Raw genomic sequence first — 17,030 nt, 5'->3', positions numbered from 1 at the left:
GACAAGCTTTACCGGACGACGATCCACCCGTGCCCCCACCTCGACAGATCACCAAACGTGCCGCCGACTCTATGCACACCCGTTCGTCATCGACCAGCAACCACCAGACGCGGGCGGCCGACCCGCAGGCCACGGACACATCCGCTCACGCATCGCTCACGCCGAACCCCGGAAACGCCACAGCGCCCGACCCGACCGAAGTCGACTCGGACGCTGCACTGCAGGTCAGAAGGGGTAACCCCCACCCGCGAACCGTAGGCCCTGTGGGACTCGAACCCACAACCAATGGATTAAAAGTCCACTGCTCTGCCAATTGAGCTAAGGGCCCAGACGATGTTGCCCCCACGAGCATAGCCGGACGTGGCCGGGAGTCCGATCGGGTATCGGTGACCCGGCCGCGTCGAAGGGCCGTAAAAAGGTTCGCCGCAGAACAGAACGGACGGAAGATCGGCGGGAGTCGGGCGAGTTGACCGGGCCGTGACCCGATGGCGAAGTACCACGGGAGCCCGGGCCCGGTCACGGGTTCACGAACGCGCGGGAGCCCGGGCCCGGTCACGGGATCACGGATCGATCGGCTCCGGCGCCCCCTTCCGCGCCACACTGCGCGCGTGTTCGGGGTTGAGGAACCAGTGGCGGGCGGACGCGGCCCACCAGATCGCCGCGAAGCCCAGCACCACGAGCACGGCGACGGGGGCGTAGTTGAAGTTCTCCCAGGTGACCGGGGAGAGCTGCGGGAGCATGAACAGGACGGTGATGAAGACGACCCAGACCACCGCGATCAGCCCGATCACCCGCGACCAGCGCCCCAGGTGCCAGGGCCCGCGCTCGAACGCGTCGCCCTTGCGCAGCCGCAGCAGGGTCGGGATGACGTACGCGATGTAGAGGCCGATCACCGCGATCGAGGTGACGGCGGCGTACGCGGTGACATTGATCAGATACGGGAGGCCGAGGACGAGCGCGCCGCCCGCCGCCAGCCAGACCGCCGCCACGGGGGTGCGGGTGCGCGGGCTGACCGTGTGCCAGACGTGCGAGAACGGCAGGGCGCCGTCGCGCGAGAAGGCGTAGATCATGCGGCTGTTGGCGGTGACGGAGGCCATGCCGCAGAACAGCTGGGCGCCGATGATGACGAGCAGGAGCAGCTTGCCGCCGGTCGCGCCGAGGGCGTCGAGCAGGATCTGCGCGGGGGGCACCCCGGTCGCCGACTCGCGGGCGCCGTCGTAGGACTGGATGGCGAAGGTGAAGCCGAGGAGCAGGACGAAGCCCGCCACCCAGGACGTCCAGATGGACTGGACGATGCCCTTCGGGCCGGCCGTCGACGCGTCGTGCGTCTCCTCGGTCATATGGGCGGAGGCGTCGTACCCGGTGAAGGTGTACTGCGCCATCAGCAGCCCCAGCAGCACCACGTACAGCCCGCTGCCCCAGCCCGTCTCGTTGACGAACTCGGTGAACACGAAGGACGCCGACTGGTGGCTGTCCGGGACGATGACGAGCGCACCGACGATGACGACCACACCCACCACGTGCCACCACACGCTGATGCTGTTCAGCAGTCCGACGATCCCGACGCCGAAGGTGTTCAGCAGGCCGTGCAGCAGCAGGATCGCGGCGAAGAGGAGGATGGTCCGGCCCGGGGTCACCTCGAAGCCGAACTCCAGGTTCAGATAGGCCGCCAGGAAGGACGCCGCGCCGAAGTCGATGCCGGCGGTCACGGCCACCTGGCCGAGCACGTTGAACCAGCCCGTGAACCACGCCCAGGCCGCCGCACTGCGGGCCGGGGCCAGTCGGTGCGCCCAGAAGTACAGGCCGGCGGAGGTCGGGTAGGCCGAGCAGATCTCGGCCATGGCCAGACCCACGAAGAGCGTCATCAGACCGACCGCGACCCAGCCCCAGGTGATCACCGCGGGCCCGCCGGTGTTCATGCCGAAGAGGTAGAGCGTCATACAGCCGGACAGGACCGAGATGATCGTGAAGGAGACCGCGTAGTTGGAGAACGCGGACATACGGCGGGCGAGGACCTGCGTGTAGCCCAGCTGGGCGAGCCGCTCCTCGTCGGACACCGAGACCGACACAGAGTCCGGGACCGAAGCCCCGGCTGCCCCACGGGCTATGTCGTCATCTGTCATGCCCCCAGCAATTCCCTCTCCAGGGACGTGACATGCGCCACACCATGGCCGAAAACCGGCGGAACCAAGGCCGAAGGGCCCGTACGACCGGAGTCGTACGGGCCCTTCGCTGTCTCACTTACCGTCAGCCGTTGCGCTTCCAGCGCGGCTTGTCGTCACGACGGCCGAAGGAGGAGCCGGTGCCGGTGCCGGTGCCGGTGCCGGTGCCGCTGCCTCGGTGGTCGTCACGACGGCCGTACGGGCGCTCGTGGCCGCCGGAGCGGAAGCCCGGACGCTCGCCCTGGCGGTCGCGGTTGAAGGGACGGTCGCTGCCCCGGTGCCCGCCACGCTCGTCACGACGCTCGAAGGAGCGGCCGCCGCGGTCGTTGTCCCGGCGGAACCCACCACGGTCGTTGTCACGACGCTCGAACGAACGGCCACCGCGCTCACCGTCACGACGCTCGAAGCCGCCACGCTCGTTGTTGTCCCGGCGGAAGCCACCCCGGTCGTTGCGGTCGCGGTCGAAGGAACGCCCGCCACGGTCGCCGTCACGACGGTCGTTGTCCCGGCGGAAACCGCCGCGGTCGTTGTCACGACGCTCGAAGGAACGTCCACCACGGTCGTTGTCCCGGCGGAAACCGCCGCGGTCGTTGTCACGACGCTCGAAGGAACGTCCACCACGGTCGCCGTCACGACGGTCGTCACGGCGGTCGAAGCCACCGCGCTCACCGTCACGGCGGTCGTCCCGGCGGAACCCGCCACGGTCGCCCCGCTCGCCACGGTCGTTGTCACGGCGGTCGAAACCGCCGCTGCCGTAGCCGTTGCCCCGCTCCTCGCGGCGCGCGGGCCGCTCGTGCACCGGCTGCTCGGCGATCGCGGCCGGAGCCTCGACCGGCGTCGCACCCTCGGCCTCGACCACGGCGGTGGCGGCCCCGGAGGTGGCGGCGACGGCCGCCGCCGGGTCCTCGCCCCGCTCCCGGGCGGCCCGCGCGGTCAGCCGGTCGGCCTCCTCGCGCAGCTCCGCGGCGCGGCGCGTGGCCCGCTCCAACTCCTTGCTGAGCTGAGCGACATCACGCTCGGCCTGCTGCGCGGCGTTGCCGGCGGACTCGGCCTGGACCTCGGTCATCGACCGGGCGCCCGTGATCTCGGCGACCTCGGGGTCGAACGTCGAACCACCCTGGATGATGTGACGCCCGGCGTCGACGCCCGCGTCCTCCATCAGCCGGAAGATCTGCCGACGCTGGTGCGGCAGGGAGAGGGACACGACCGTGCCCGTACGCCCGGCACGCGCCGTACGGCCGGCCCGGTGCAGGTAGTCCTTGTGGTCACCGGCCGGGTCCACGTTGAGGACGAGGTCGATGCCGTCGACGTGGATGCCTCGGGCAGCGACGTCGGTCGCGACGAGCGCGTTGACGTAGCCCTTCTTGAAGTCCTCCAGCACCCGGGTACGCGCACCCTGCGTCATACCGCCGTGCAGCGCGTCGGCCTTCACGCCGGAGTCGCACAGCTGCTCGGCGATACGGTCGGCACCGAGCTGGGTGCGGACGAAGATGATCGTGCGGCCCTTGCGGGAGGCGATGGCGGCCGTGACCGGCGCCTTGTCCTTGGGCTTCACGATCAGGATGTGGTGCGACATGGTCGTGACGTTGCCCTGGGCGCTGTCGACCTCGTGCGTGACCGGGTTGCTCAGGTAGCGCTTGACCAGCGTGGAGATCTCGTTCTCCATGGTCGCGGAGAACAGCATCCGCTGGCCGCCGGCCGGGACCTGGTCGAGCAGCTCGGTGACCTCGGGCAGGAAGCCCAGGTCCGACATCTGGTCGGCCTCGTCGAGGACGGCGATCTGGACGTTCTCCAGCGAGCAGGCGCCGCGGTTGATGAGGTCGCGGAGGCGGCCGGGGGTGGCGACGAGGACGTCGACGCCGCGCTCCAGGGCGTAGATCTGGTTGCCCATGGAGGTACCGCCGCAGACGACCTTCATCTTCAGACCGAGGACGTCGCCGTACGGCTGGAGCGCGTCCGCGACCTGCATCGCGAGCTCACGGGTCGGGGTGAGGATGACGGCGCGGGGCTTGTGCTTCTCGGTGCGGCCGCCGGCGAGCGTCGCCAGGGTCGGCAGACCGAAGGAGAGGGTCTTGCCGGAGCCGGTGCGGCCACGGCCGAGGATGTCCTTGCCGGCCAGGGCGTCCGGGATGGTCGCGGCCTGGATCGGGAAGGGGGTGGTCACGCCGTTCTGCGCGAGCTTGCGCACGACGCCCTCGGGGAGACCGAGGTCCGCGAAGGTGGCCTCGGGGGCCGCCGTCTCGACCGAGTCGTTCTCGCCGTTCTCGGGCACGACGACGTGATCAGTACTGGAAATGGACATGCGTATGCGAAACCTTCCGGAGTCTCGTCGGCACGCGCCCGTCAACTCCGTGATTCGCACACGACCGCCTCTATGCGGTCCGCCACGGCAAGGGAGAGTACGCGCCACACGGCGCGCTCTGTGGTGGCGCCGGGCAAATGGGATCAAACGATCTACCACCATACGCACCCACCACCCCTCAAGGCAAACTGAGCGGATAACCCCAGGTCAGGGGTGAGACGGGTACTTCAGCGGGAGGCGCGGACGGCCGTGTCTCCGGCACATCCGGCACGGGACACCGAGGGCGCGGGGCACGCGATGTGGTGGATTCAACAGGGGCAAAGATCGCAGCGCCCCGGCGAAGCACGACTCGAAGCCCCGTACGAGCGCGCAGGGCGGCGACGCGCCGGCCGAAGCTCCCGCCGACGTCACGGACACAGAGCCCAGCCGCCCGTCACCGGCGCCGACCGAACCCCACCGGCGCCTCCCGGACCCCGCCGTCCGAGCCGTAGGGAACCCTGCCCACCCCCACGCCCCTCCGGCCCAACCGCCGCAGGCCTACGCCGTGTTGCCCGCCTGTGGTGCCGGTTCCCGTTCCATCAGCTGGGCCCCCTGTTCGTGCGCGGACGACGACGGCTCGGCCGAGGGCTCGGGCGACGGCGGGGGCTCCACCGGCTTCGTCGGCTCCGGCTCGGGCTGCACCACCGTCGGCGTCGGAGTCGGCTCCCCCTTCGTCGGCTCGGGCTTCTCCGGGCGCTCGCCCTTCCCCTCGTCCCCGCCCCCCTTGGGCGGCGTCGCCCTGCCGGACGGCTCGGCCGCCCCGGACGCCGGGGCGGAGGCGGACGCGGAGCCGGCGGCGGAGGGGCGGGGCGGGGCGGAACCACGGCGCTCGCCCTGCCCGGACTGGTATCCCGGGCCGCCCCCGCCCGTCATCGCGGTGCCCCCGTCCGGGCTCTCCCCGCCGCGCTGCCCCACGGACGGCGACGGCCCGGGCTTCCGCCCGTCGTCCCCCACGCTCATACAGCCGCCGGCTGCCGCGACGGCCAGGACCGTGGCGGCCAGACGGACGGATACGTTCAAGGCGCGCACGGCGGCCACCTCCGAGGGGGGCGGAATGAGGAGTCCCCCTGCCCAACTCCCGCCGCCCACAAGAGGACACGCGCGGCCGCAGGCCCCTGCCCGCGCGGTGCGGAAGTGCCGCACCCCCAGCCCAGGCGCCCCGAAACAGCCGTCCGTCACCCGTACCCGAGCGCGTGCAGCCGCGCGTCGTCGATCCCGAAGTGATGCGCGATCTCGTGCACCACGGTCACCTCGGTCTCCGCGACCACGTCCTCCCGTGACTCGCACATCCGCAGCGTCGGCCCCCGGTAGATCGTGATCCGGTCCGGCAGCACCCCGGCGTACCACTCGCCGCGGTCGGTCAGCGGAGTCCCCTCGTAGAGCCCGAGCAACTCGGGATCGTCGGCGGGCGGCTCGTCCTCCACGAACACCGCCACGTTGTCCATCAGCCGTGTCAGCTCCGGCGGAATCCGGTCCAACGCCTCGGCGACCAGTTCCTCGAACTCCTCGCGCGTCATCTCCAGCACACGGCCATTGTCAGGCACGACCCCCGCGACTCGCCCCCCGCATATCCGTCCGCACCGCTGGGCATACGGGACCAATGGCACGCGTCCCCGCCGCCCCAGCCAACCGCACCGCCGACGCCGGCACTACCGGCAGCGCCATGAGGACCACCTTGCGGACCGCTCTGCACCGCGTCGCCCGGGCCATGCCACGGGCCCCCCGCGCCCTGGCCCGGCACTACCGCTCCCGCCGCACGCACCCGACGCTCGAACTGGTCCACCACCCCCACCCCTGGGGACGCGCGCTCGGCCTCGTCGCGGTCGTGCTGCTCGGCGCCTGGCTGGGCCTGCTGATCGTCGGCAACGTCCGCACCCCCGTCGGCCCGATGAACACGACGATGACCCTGCGCCCGTCCCTCACCGGCGGCACGAAGATCAACGTCTCCCCGCTCGGCGCCCTGGAACTGCGCAGCCACAACGCCCCCGTGCGCCTGGACGTGAACGTCGACCAGCTCGACCCGGAGCGCGCCCAGGCCCTGGTCGACCACCCCGAGCGGATCTCCGGGCTGCAGGAGGAGATCGCCTCGGACGTGCAGCACGGCACCGTCGACCTGGCCGTGCGGTCGGGCGTCGCCGTCGTCGTCGGCGCCACCACCCTGGGTCTCGCCGTGTTCCGCCGCCCCCGCCGCGCCCTCGCCGCGGGTGGCCTCGCCCTCGTCCTGCTGGCCGGCGCCGGCGGCACGGCCGCCGCGACCTGGAACCCCAACTCCGTCCTGGAACCCAAGTTCTCGGGCCTGCTCTCCTCCGCGCCCTCCCTCGTCGGCAACGCGCGCAGCATCGTCACCGAATTCGACATCTACCAGAAGGAGTTGGCCCGCCTGGTGACGAACGTGACCAAGCTGTACGACGTCACGTCCACGCTCCCCGCGTACCAGCCGGACCCGACGACCATCCGCGTCCTGCACGTCTCCGACATCCATCTGAACCCCGCGAGCTGGAAGATCATCGCCTCGCTGGTGGAGCAGTACGAGATCAACGTCATCGTCGACTCCGGCGACACCATGGACCACGGCAGCGCCGCCGAGAACCCGTTCCTGGACCCGATCGCCGACCTCGGCGCACCGTACGTCTGGGTGCGCGGCAACCACGACTCCCGCGCGACGCAGCGCTATCTGGAGGGCATCGACCACACGCACGTCCTCGACGAGGGCAGGGCGGTGACCGTCGGCGGGCTGCGCTTCGCGGGGATCGGGGACCCGCAGTTCACCCCGGACCGCTCGACCGACAAGGCGGGCCTGCCTTCGGAGGAGGTGGCCGGGCGGAGGCTGGCGGACGCCCTGCGCGCGCAGAAGACGGCCGGCAGCCCCGTGGACATCGCGATCGCCCACAACCCGGACGCCGCCCGGGAGACGGACGGCGAGGTCCCGCTCGTGCTCGCCGGGCATGTGCACCACCCCGAGATGGAGATCCTCGACCAGGGCACCCGTCTGCGTATCGAGGGCTCGACCGGAGGCAGCGGTCTGCGTGCCGTGGAGGGCAAGTACCCCGATCCCATCCAGGCCTCGGTCCTGTACCTCGACCGCGACACCCGGCGCCTCCAGGCCTGGGACGAGATCAAGCTCGGCGGGCTGGGCCTGACGACGGCCGAGGTCAGCCGCCACCTGCCGAAGGAGAACCAGCCGGGTGCCGAGCCCGGGGACGAGCGGTCCCCGTCCCCCTCCGGAACCACGTCGACGGGCGAGCCTTCCGGCGGCCCGTAAACCGTTTTGGCGATACCTCCCGCCATCCCATATGCTTCTCACGTCCCCGACGCGCTGACGAAGCGCCCAGGCGGGCCGATAGCCCTCATCGTCTAGCGGCCTAGGACGCCGCCCTTTCAAGGCGGTAGCACGGGTTCGAATCCCGTTGGGGGCACGCAAGAACGTGTGCGACACTGTCGTACGCATCCTTGGTCCTGTGGAGCAGTTTGGAGTGCTCGCCACCCTGTCAAGGTGGAGGCCGCGGGTTCAAATCCCGTCAGGACCGCTGGTGTTTCACGTGAAACATCGCGGCTGGGTAGCTCAGTTGGTACGAGCGATCGCCTGAAAAGCGATAGGTCGCCGGTTCGACCCCGGCCCCAGCCACATCGACGAAGACCCCCTCCGGGAAGCCGGAGGGGGTCTTCGCGTGTGCGGCAGCAGATGGGTCCGTCGGTGCCCCGGGACGGCCGCACGCAAAAGCGTTCGCCCCTCGTTTCGCCGAGGTGAGATCCTGGACGGCGTATGTCTACGCCACCTGCCCCCGCCTTCGGCGCCCTCGCCCCCCGTCTGGCCGAGCTGTCCCTGCGCGACGCGCACCGGCTCGGGCGCAGACTCGAAGGCGCGCGCAAGATCCGTAAGCCCGAAGCCCGGGCCGCCGTTCTCGCCGAGATCGAGGCGGAGGTCGCCAAGGGCGAGTCCCGCATGGCCGAGCGCGCCGCGCGCGTGCCGGCCGTCTCGTACCCCGAGCAGCTGCCCGTCAGCCAGAAGAAGGACGACATCGCGGCCGCGATCCGCGACCACCAGGTCGTGATCGTCGCGGGCGAGACCGGCTCCGGCAAGACGACGCAGATCCCCAAGATCTGTATGGAGCTGGGGCGTGGCGTACGCGGCATGATCGGGCACACCCAGCCCCGTCGTATCGCCGCCCGCACGGTCGCCGAACGCGTCGCGGAGGAGCTGCGGACGCCGCTCGGCGAGGCGGTCGGCTGGAAGGTGCGGTTCACCGACCAGGTCAACCCGGACGCCACCTTCGTCAAGCTGATGACGGACGGCATCCTGCTCGCCGAGATCCAGACGGACCGCGAACTGCGCGCCTACGACACGATCATCATCGACGAGGCCCACGAGCGGTCCCTCAACATCGACTTCCTGCTGGGCTACCTGGCCCAGCTGCTGCCCAAGCGCCCCGATCTCAAGGTCGTCATCACCTCCGCGACCATCGACCCCGAGCGCTTCTCCCGCCACTTCGGCGACGCGCCGATCGTCGAGGTCAGCGGCCGCACCTACCCGGTCGAGGTGCGCTACCGCCCCCTCCTCGAAGAGGACTCCGACGACGCCGACCGCGACCAGATCACCGCCATCTGCGACGCCGTCGAGGAGCTTCAGGCCGAGGGCAAGGGCGACATCCTCGTCTTCCTCTCCGGTGAGCGCGAGATCCGGGACACGGCCGACGCGCTGATCAAGAAGAGCTACCGCTTCACCGAGGTCCTCCCCCTGTACGCCCGGCTCTCGCACGCCGAACAGCACCGTGTCTTCCAGCCGCACACCGGCCGCAGGATCGTTCTGGCCACGAACGTCGCCGAGACCTCCCTCACCGTCCCCGGCATCAAGTACGTCATCGACCCGGGCTTCGCCCGCATCAGCCGCTACAGCCACCGCACCAAGGTCCAGCGCCTGCCGATCGAGGCGATCTCCCAGGCCAGCGCCAACCAGCGCAAGGGCCGCTGCGGCCGTACGTCGGACGGTGTCTGCATCCGGCTGTACAGCGAGGACGACTTCGAGGCCCGCCCCGAGTTCACGGACGCTGAGATCCTCCGGACGAACCTCGCCTCCGTCATCCTCCAGATGACCGCGGCCGGCCTCGGCGACATCGAGAAGTTCCCCTTCATCGACCCGCCGGACCACCGCAACATCCGCGACGGCGTCCAGCTCCTCCAGGAGCTCGGCGCGCTCGACCCGGCGCAGAAGGACGTACGCAAGCGCCTCACCCCGATGGGCCGCAAGCTCTCCCAGCTGCCCGTCGACCCCCGGCTCGCCCGCATGGTCGTCGAGGCCGACAAGAACGGCTGCGCCCGCGAGGTCATGGTGATCGCGGCCGCGCTCTCCATCCAGGACCCGCGCGAGCGCCCCGCCGACAAACAGGCCCAGGCGGACCAGCAGCACGCCCGCTTCAAGGACGAGACCAGCGACTTCCTCGCCTTCCTCAACCTCTGGCGGTACGTCCGCGAGCAGCAGAAGGAGCGCGGCTCGTCGTCGTTCCGGCGGATGTGCAAGCAGGAGTACCTGAACTTCCTGCGCATCCGGGAGTGGCAGGACATCTACAGCCAGCTGCGCACGGTCGCCCGGCAGATGGACATCCACCTCAACGAGGAGGACGCGCCGGAACAGCACATCCATGTCTCCCTGCTGGCCGGCCTGCTCTCGCACATCGGCATGAAGGACGTGAAGGACGCCGGGGCCGAGAGCGGCAGGGGCGCGGGGAAGAACGAGTACCTGGGCGCCCGCAACGCCAAGTTCGCGATCTTCCCGGGCTCGGCCCTCTTCAAGAAGCCCCCGCGCTTCGTGATGTCCGCGGAGCTGGTGGAGACGAGCCGCCTGTGGGCCCGCGTCAACGCGAGGATCGAGCCCGAGTGGGTCGAGCCCCTCGCCGAGCACCTGCTCAAGCGCACCTACAGCGAGCCGCACTGGGAGAAGGACCAGGCGGCCGTGATGGCGTACGAGAAGGTCACGCTGTACGGCGTGCCGATCGTCGCCCAGCGGAAGATCAACTACGGCCGGATCGACCCCGAGGCCAGCCGTGAGCTGTTCATCCGCAACGCGCTGGTCGAGGGCGACTGGCGTACGCACCACAAGTTCTTCGCCGACAACCGCAAGCTCCTCAGCGAGGTCGAGGAGCTGGAGCACCGGGCCCGGCGCCGGGACATCGTGGTCGACGACGACACGCTCTTCGACTTCTACGACCAGCGGGTTCCCGACCATGTCGTCTCGGGCGCGCACTTCGACTCCTGGTGGAAGCACAAGCGCCACGAGCAGCCCGACTTCCTGGACTTCGAGCGGGAGATGCTCATCCGGGAGTCGGCCGAGGCGGTCACCAAGGACGACTATCCGGACTCCTGGCGGCAGGGACAGCTCAAGTTCCGCGTCACGTACCAGTTCGAGCCGGGCGCCGACGCGGACGGCGTGACGGTCCACATCCCCCTCCAGGTCCTCAACCAGGTCACCGACGAGGGCTTCGACTGGCAGATCCCGGGCCTGCGGGAGGAGGTGGTGACGGAGCTGATCCGTTCCCTCCCCAAGCCGATCCGCAGGAACTACGTACCGGCGCCCAACTTCGCCCGGCGCTTCCTGGACCAAGCGGTCCCCCTCCAGGAGCCGCTGCCGGTGACGATGGCCCGCGAGCTCAAGCGCATGGTGGGCGTGCCGGTGACGCCCGAGGACTTCGACTGGTCCCGGGTCCCCGACCACCTGAAGATCACCTTCCGGATCGTCGACGAGCGGCGCCGGAAGCTGGCCGAGGACAAGGACCTGGAGGCGCTGACGCTCCAGTTGAAGCCGAGGGCGCGCAAGGCCCTGTCCCAGGCCGCGGCGGCCACCGCCGAGCGCCAGGGCGGCGAGTCCGTGGAACGGACGGGCCTGACGGACTGGACGATCGGCTCGCTCACCCGGGTCTTCGAGACCCGCCGCGCCGGCCAGCCGGTGAAGGCGTACCCGGCGCTCGTCGACGACGGACCGAAGGCGAACACCGTCTCCGTACGCCTCTTCGACACGGAGGCGGAACAGTCGGAGGCGATGTGGAAGGGCACCCGAAGGCTCATCCTCCGAAACATTCCGGTCAACCCTGCGAAGTTCGCGAGCGAAAAGCTCACCAACGCGCAGAAGCTGGCACTGTCCGCCAATCCACACGGTTCGATCCAGGCGCTCTTCGACGACTGCGCGATGGCCGCGGCCGACAAGCTGATCGCCGACTTCGGCGGCCCGGCGTGGGACGAGTCGTCGTACCGCAAGCTGTACGACAAGGTGCGCGCGGAGATCGTCGACACCACGGTCCGCACGGTCGGCCAGGTGCAGCAGGTGCTGGCCGCCTGGCAGGCCTGTGAACGCCGATTGAAGTCCACCCGCAGCCCGGCCCTCCTCGCCAACCTCGCGGATGTACGGGGGCAGCTGGACGCCCTCGTGAAGCCCGGGTTCGTCACGGAGGCGGGGCTCCGGCGGCTGCCGGACCTGATGCGCTATCTGGTGGCGGCCGACCGCCGGCTCCAGCAGATGCCGACCGGCGTCCAGCGGGACACGTCCCGGATGGAGAAGGTCCACGAGATGCGCGACGAGTACGCCTGGCTGCTGGAACAGCTGCCCCAGGGGCGGCCCGTGCCCTCCTCGGTCACGGAGATCCGCTGGATGATCGAGGAGCTGCGGGTCAGCTACTTCGCGCATGCCCTGGGCACGGCCTACCCCGTCTCCGACAAGCGGATCGTGAAGGCGATCGACGCGGCCGCTCCGTGATCGACCGTGCACACCGGGTGAGTTCGACCGCGGGGCCACCGCTCCTGTAGAGTCTCTTCTCGCAGGCCAGCGCGGCTACAAGGCGCGGACTGCGAAACCTGGTCCTGTGGAGCAGTTTGGAGTGCTCGCCACCCTGTCAAGGTGGAGGCCGCGGGTTCAAATCCCGTCAGGACCGCACGATGTCGAAGGCCCGCATCCTTTTGGATGCGGGCCTTCTTGCTGTGCGGCTGCGCCACGGCTTCCTGCTCTGTTCGCCCAAGAACTCGGGGTGCTGGGGTCGTTGGGCGTGCGCGGGGCGTCTGTGGCGATCGCGCAGTTCCCCGCGCCTCCGTGAGCCGCCGGCGGCGGCTCCGCCGGCGCCGTGGGGGTTGACGGCGTCACATTCCGCCGGTACCTCAGATTCAGGGCCCCAAGACCCCGGAGGTGGCGTATGGCGGCGTCCGCTCGGCACGAGACGCGCGCGTTACTCCGTGCCCATCTGTCGGCCGCCTCCTCGTACCGCCATCTCACCCACCACTGCCCGATCTGCCACCGCCTGCTGCGGCTGGCCACGGAGCACCCCACCGGCGGCGAGGACGGCGCCGAGGGCCCCGCGGAGGACGAGACGCCGGCCAAGGCGTGAGACGCGTCCCGTAGGGAACATCTTCCGCGAGGGCGCGCCGCGCTCAACTCCCGCCCCCTCTACCGCAGATGCCGCTCGGGCAACAAGCCGCCCGACATGTGACGGGTGTCACTGAACGAGTTTTCGGAACGCCGGTTCTTACCAGTCCCCTACAACTAGTCAATTTAATATGTGCAATTGCACCAGTCCCCAGGGTCCTGCACAGGAGATCCGACACCCCTCCCCAGAGTCCGACAAGCCCGCGCACAACCCGTCGGTTCCGGACCCGGAACGACCGATTCCGCCGACTCCGCGCACAAAAAAGATCGCGCTGGACCCGGCGGAGTCCAGCGCGATCTACGACGCACCCTTGGTGCTTGCCTGACGACGACCGGGAAGCCTGGGCCTCCCGGAAAGCTCTGTGTGGCTCGGGCGTGGGATCTGTTGGGGCAGAACCCGCGTCGCTTGAAGCTGCTGAGCGGTGCTTTCAGGCTTCCGGCCGATTGGGGGACCAGCCGAAACGCCCTGTCATGCGGTGGTTCAGGCCTCGCTGCGCTGCTGCGGAATGCCCGCGAGCAGTGCGCGGACCTCAGCCTCGCGGTAACGGCGGTGTCCGCCGAGCGTGCGGATGGACGTGAGCTTGCCGGCCTTCGCCCACCGTGTGACCGTCTTCGGGTCCACACGGAACATGGTGGCGACCTCAGCCGGGGTCAGCAGCGGCTCGGCATCAGGGGTGCGAGCGGTCATGAGCGGCCTCCTCGGGAGAACCGAACCTTCTCGGTTCTTTCCTCTAAATTCTGCACCTTGACCCGCGTTGCCCGAAATGGCGGACGCGAGTCGAGTCGGTTATAGGACGAACGGCTTGTCCTCGGCACTACAACTACACCATCTGTCCAGCCGCGTCGGCCAAACCGATGGAATTGCCCTCCCAGGTGTTCATCAGCGACGGATGCCGATGGACCATGCCATAGCGGACAGTCACGCCACTGTGACGATCAGTCACAGTGGCGTGCAGGAGTCACGAGACCCCCCAATAGCGTGCAATGCTGAGATTCCACCCATACGTGGGCAGAAGGAGCCTCCCCCGGGCTCCTTGTCCTATTTTGACACGAGGAGGTGCGTAAGAGGCAAGGCCCGCGTAAGTGCAATCCGTCACGCTTGGCGGCTTCTTGACACAAAAGCCCGTATCGGGGACCTACGTCCCCCCGTGACACCCGCAGGTCACAGCGTTGCGTCAAGCTTGGGTCAAGGGTGGACAGTTCACCACGGTTCGGCCTCCGTGGAAAGCCTTTTCCCATCGGCCCCACAAGTCACAAGTACGGACGAGGGGTTGAGCCGGTTCAACCGGTTCGGCCGGATTCAGTTCGCCGAGCGCCTGTCCCGTACCGCCCGCCAGCGCTCCACCAGGCGCCCGTAGGCCTCCCCGGCGGCCAGGCCGTCCCCGCCGCGCAGGGCCTCGATGCCCTCGGCGACGTCGGCGGCGGAGTGGTCGCCGTCCAGCTCGTCGGCGGGCAGGACGTGCACGAGGCCGCCGTAGTCCAGCTCGACCAGCGAGCGCGGGTGGAACTCCTCCAGCCAGCGGCCCACGTCGATCAGACCGTCGACGAGCGGCCCCTCGTCGATGGCCTCCCGCAGGGTCCGCAGCCCCCGCGCCACGCGCCGCCGGGCCTGCACCATGGGAGTGCGATAGCGAAGCACCGGCGAGATCTCGCCGGATCCCTTCTCGCCCGACCCCTTCTCGTACGTCCGCTCCTCGTCCGAGACGAGGACGAACCAGTTCAGCGGCACCTGCCAGGTCGCGGTGCGGATCCAGGGCCGGGCGTCGGGGTTGCCGGCCATCCAGCGCTCGTAGTCCTGGCTCGCCTGGTGGCGCACCAGTGGCGGCAGCACCGCGTCCAGGACCGGGGCGGGCAGCTCCTCGGCCAGGTCGCCGAGCGCCTGCCAGCCGCGCAGCCGGGTCCGCCAGGGACAGACACAGACCACCCCGTCGACCTCCAGCACGAAGGCGTCGTCGCTCTCGTGCACCGGGACCGGCATCGGCGGGGTCGGCAGCAGGTCGGCCAGCGAGCGGCGCAGCTCGTCCTGGTAGGAGGGACGGTCGGGGCGCCGGGCGTAGCGGGCCCAGTGGTCGCGCTCGGGCTCGGGAAAGGCCGCCAGCGGCTCGTACACGCGGAGGTAGGACGCATACGGGACGATCACCGAGGACACCTTGGGCACGCCTGCTCCCTCCCCCGGCTGCCACCGGGGAAACCTGCCGAACCCGCACACCGGCGGGCCGGAAAACTGTGCGGATCGCACCACGCCGGTACTCCGGCCGGGGGGTGATCCTGAGGCTGCGCCGCTGTACGGCGGACGCAGGCTCTAATCTCATGCTCACAGACCCCGCCACCCGAACGGGAGCCTGTGACCCACCGCCGCTTCTTACCCAGGAGTCACCACAGTGACCGAAGTATCTGCCGGCGTCCTGCACACCCTGTTCCACTCGGACCAGGGCGGTCACGAGCAAGTCGTGCTCTGCCAGGACCGGGCCAGCGGCCTCAAGGCCGTCATCGCCCTCCACTCCACCGCGCTCGGCCCCGCACTCGGCGGCACGCGCTTCTACCCGTACGCGACCGAGGCGGAGGCTGTCGCCGACGCCCTGAACCTCGCGCGCGGCATGTCCTACAAGAACGCCATGGCCGGTCTCGACCACGGCGGCGGCAAGGCCGTGATCATCGGCGACCCCGACCGGATCAAGAGCGAGGAACTGCTGCTCGCCTACGGACGGTTCGTGGCCTCCCTCGGCGGCCGGTACGTCACCGCGTGCGACGTCGGCACCTATGTCGCCGACATGGACGTCGTGGCACGCGAGTGCCGCTGGACGACCGGCCGGTCCCCCGAGAACGGCGGCGCCGGAGACTCCTCCGTCCTCACCGCCTTCGGCGTCTACCAGGGCATGCGGGCCTCCGCACAGCACCAGTGGGGCGATCCGTCGCTGCGCGATCGCAAGGTCGGGATCGCGGGCGTCGGCAAGGTCGGCCACCACCTCGTGGAGCATCTGCGGGCCGAGGGCGCCGAGGTCGTGATCACGGACGTGCGCGCGGACGCCGTACGGCGGATCCTCGACCGGCATCCGGCCGGGGTCACCGCCGTCGCGCACACCGACGCGCTGATCCGGACCGAGGGACTCGACATCTACGCCCCCTGCGCGCTCGGCGGGGCCCTGAACGACGACTCCGTGCCCGTGCTCACGGCCAAGGTGGTGTGCGGCGCGGCCAACAACCAGCTCGCGCACCCCGGTGTCGAGAAGGACCTCGCCGACCGGGGCATCCTCTACGCGCCGGACTACGTGGTGAACGCCGGCGGGGTCATCCAGGTCGCCGACGAACTCCACGGGTTCGACTTCGAGCGGTGCAAGGCGAAGGCCGCGCAGATCTTCGACACCACACTGGCGATCTTCGCACGTGCGAAGATGGACGGTATCCCGCCGGCCGCCGCGGCCGACCGGATCGCCGAGCAGCGGATGCACGAGGCGGCGGCGGCACACGGTCGCTGAACCCTGGACGCCGGCGCCGCGCGGTTGTCGTGCGGCGCCGGCGGTACCCGTCGGCGGCTTTAGAGAGAACTCTCACTTCGTACGGCGGGTCGCCCGTCCAGAAACGGTTAAAATCACCGTTGACCAGCGGGGAAAGGGCTCCTCGCAGGTTCTGGGCACGGGCACGTCCTGCGGGCGACGTACCGTATGGGCGTGGGCTCAGGTACCGTGGAAGCCCTACGGACCGGTCTCTCCACGGAGAGCCCGTTCTAGAACATGAACGCGTGTCAAGACTCTGGGGCCGTCGAGCCCCGTCACCGAGGGGGTCGAGCCATGGGGCGCGGCCGGGCCAAGGCCAAGCAGACGAAGGTCGCCCGCCAGCTGAAGTACAACAGCGGCGGGACTGACCTGTCGCGTCTGGCCAGCGAGCTGGGCGCTTCGACTTCGAACCAACCTCCGAACGGCGAACCGTTCGAGGACGACGAAGACGAAGACGACCCGTACGCCCAGTACGCGGATCTTTACAACGACGACGATGAGGACGACGAGGACGAACAGTCCGGTCCCGCCTCTCATCGTCGCGGCGCTTGACGCTCCAGTCGCGCTCCACCCGGTCCGGGCGGGTTGCACCGCCGGACCGGGTTTTGTGCGGTTTCGCTCCGCTCGGGGCT

The 17,030-nt window shown here is 69.8% G+C and carries 11 protein-coding genes and 5 tRNA genes; 9 read left to right on the top strand and 7 right to left on the bottom strand.

Annotated elements, in window-relative coordinates; genetic code table 11:
• Nucleotides 1-255 precede the first annotated feature (255 nt).
• From HW837_RS42200 to HW837_RS42180, 5 genes are all read right to left on the bottom strand, one after another.
• Nucleotides 256-328: transfer RNA gene (locus tag HW837_RS42200), tRNA-Lys, on the bottom strand.
• A gap of 232 nt (nucleotides 329-560) precedes the next feature.
• Entirely contained in the window at nucleotides 561-2,123 is a 1,563-nt protein-coding gene (locus HW837_RS42195; protein ID WP_237270624.1) for an amino acid permease, read from the bottom strand.
• Nucleotides 2,124-2,247: 124 nt separating this feature from the next.
• Nucleotides 2,248-4,464 carry a DEAD/DEAH box helicase gene (locus tag HW837_RS42190; protein WP_193381350.1) on the bottom strand — a complete coding sequence of 739 codons (2,217 nt, stop codon included), beginning with the start codon at nucleotides 4,462-4,464 and terminating at the stop codon, nucleotides 2,248-2,250.
• A gap of 537 nt (nucleotides 4,465-5,001) precedes the next feature.
• The gene (locus HW837_RS42185; protein ID WP_045562590.1) at nucleotides 5,002-5,532 is read right to left on the bottom strand and encodes a hypothetical protein; all 531 of its coding nucleotides are present in this window, start codon (nucleotides 5,530-5,532) and stop codon (nucleotides 5,002-5,004) included.
• 146 nt (nucleotides 5,533-5,678) lie between these two features.
• Nucleotides 5,679-6,029 carry a metallopeptidase family protein gene (locus HW837_RS42180; protein ID WP_009327618.1) on the bottom strand — a complete coding sequence of 117 codons (351 nt, stop codon included), beginning with the start codon at nucleotides 6,027-6,029 and terminating at the stop codon, nucleotides 5,679-5,681.
• 74 nt (nucleotides 6,030-6,103) lie between these two features.
• On the opposite strand from HW837_RS42180, the gene HW837_RS42175 reads away from it, so the two are divergent.
• The 7 genes from HW837_RS42175 (at nucleotide 6,104) to HW837_RS42145 (ending at nucleotide 12,866) form a co-directional block, all read left to right on the top strand.
• Nucleotides 6,104-7,765, top strand: a complete 1,662-nt coding sequence (locus HW837_RS42175) for a metallophosphoesterase family protein (RefSeq protein WP_045562564.1) — start codon at nucleotides 6,104-6,106, stop codon at nucleotides 7,763-7,765.
• 81 nt (nucleotides 7,766-7,846) lie between these two features.
• A tRNA-Glu gene (locus tag HW837_RS42170) sits at nucleotides 7,847-7,919 on the top strand.
• Nucleotides 7,920-7,955: 36 nt separating this feature from the next.
• Nucleotides 7,956-8,030, top strand: a tRNA-Asp gene (locus HW837_RS42165).
• A 24-nt stretch (nucleotides 8,031-8,054) separates the two neighbouring features.
• A tRNA-Phe gene (locus HW837_RS42160) sits at nucleotides 8,055-8,128 on the top strand.
• Between the two features lie 138 nt (nucleotides 8,129-8,266).
• On the top strand, nucleotides 8,267-12,244 hold the full coding sequence (hrpA, locus tag HW837_RS42155; RefSeq protein ID WP_045562563.1) for an ATP-dependent RNA helicase HrpA: 3,978 nt from the start codon (nucleotides 8,267-8,269) through the stop codon (nucleotides 12,242-12,244).
• 100 nt (nucleotides 12,245-12,344) lie between these two features.
• A tRNA-Asp gene (locus HW837_RS42150) sits at nucleotides 12,345-12,419 on the top strand.
• A gap of 255 nt (nucleotides 12,420-12,674) precedes the next feature.
• Nucleotides 12,675-12,866: a DUF6274 family protein gene (locus HW837_RS42145; RefSeq protein ID WP_060884106.1), complete on the top strand. Its 192-nt coding sequence runs from the start codon at nucleotides 12,675-12,677 to the stop codon at nucleotides 12,864-12,866.
• A 519-nt stretch (nucleotides 12,867-13,385) separates the two neighbouring features.
• On the opposite strand, the gene bldC is transcribed toward HW837_RS42145, so the two are convergent.
• Together bldC and HW837_RS42135 are read right to left on the bottom strand one after the other, a co-directional pair.
• A complete protein-coding gene (gene bldC, locus HW837_RS42140; protein WP_003949541.1) occupies nucleotides 13,386-13,592 on the bottom strand; it encodes a developmental transcriptional regulator BldC in 207 nt (68 codons plus the stop codon).
• A gap of 612 nt (nucleotides 13,593-14,204) precedes the next feature.
• Nucleotides 14,205-15,062 carry a DUF8083 family protein gene (locus tag HW837_RS42135; protein ID WP_193381349.1) on the bottom strand — a complete coding sequence of 286 codons (858 nt, stop codon included), beginning with the start codon at nucleotides 15,060-15,062 and terminating at the stop codon, nucleotides 14,205-14,207.
• 223 nt (nucleotides 15,063-15,285) lie between these two features.
• On the opposite strand from HW837_RS42135, the gene HW837_RS42130 reads away from it, so the two are divergent.
• Nucleotides 15,286-16,380 carry a Leu/Phe/Val dehydrogenase gene (locus HW837_RS42130; RefSeq protein WP_093791062.1) on the top strand — a complete coding sequence of 365 codons (1,095 nt, stop codon included), beginning with the start codon at nucleotides 15,286-15,288 and terminating at the stop codon, nucleotides 16,378-16,380.
• Nucleotides 16,381-16,692: 312 nt separating this feature from the next.
• Entirely contained in the window at nucleotides 16,693-16,950 is a 258-nt protein-coding gene (locus HW837_RS42125) for a DUF3073 domain-containing protein (RefSeq protein WP_045562559.1), read from the top strand.
• Nucleotides 16,951-17,030: the final 80 nt, after the last annotated feature.

Source organism: Streptomyces caniscabiei (assembly GCF_014930365.1).
Classification (GTDB): Bacteria; Actinomycetota; Actinomycetes; order Streptomycetales; family Streptomycetaceae; genus Streptomyces; species Streptomyces caniscabiei.
The sequence above is the reverse complement of the archived record's forward strand: the minus strand, read 5'-3'. Positions and strand labels throughout refer to the sequence as shown.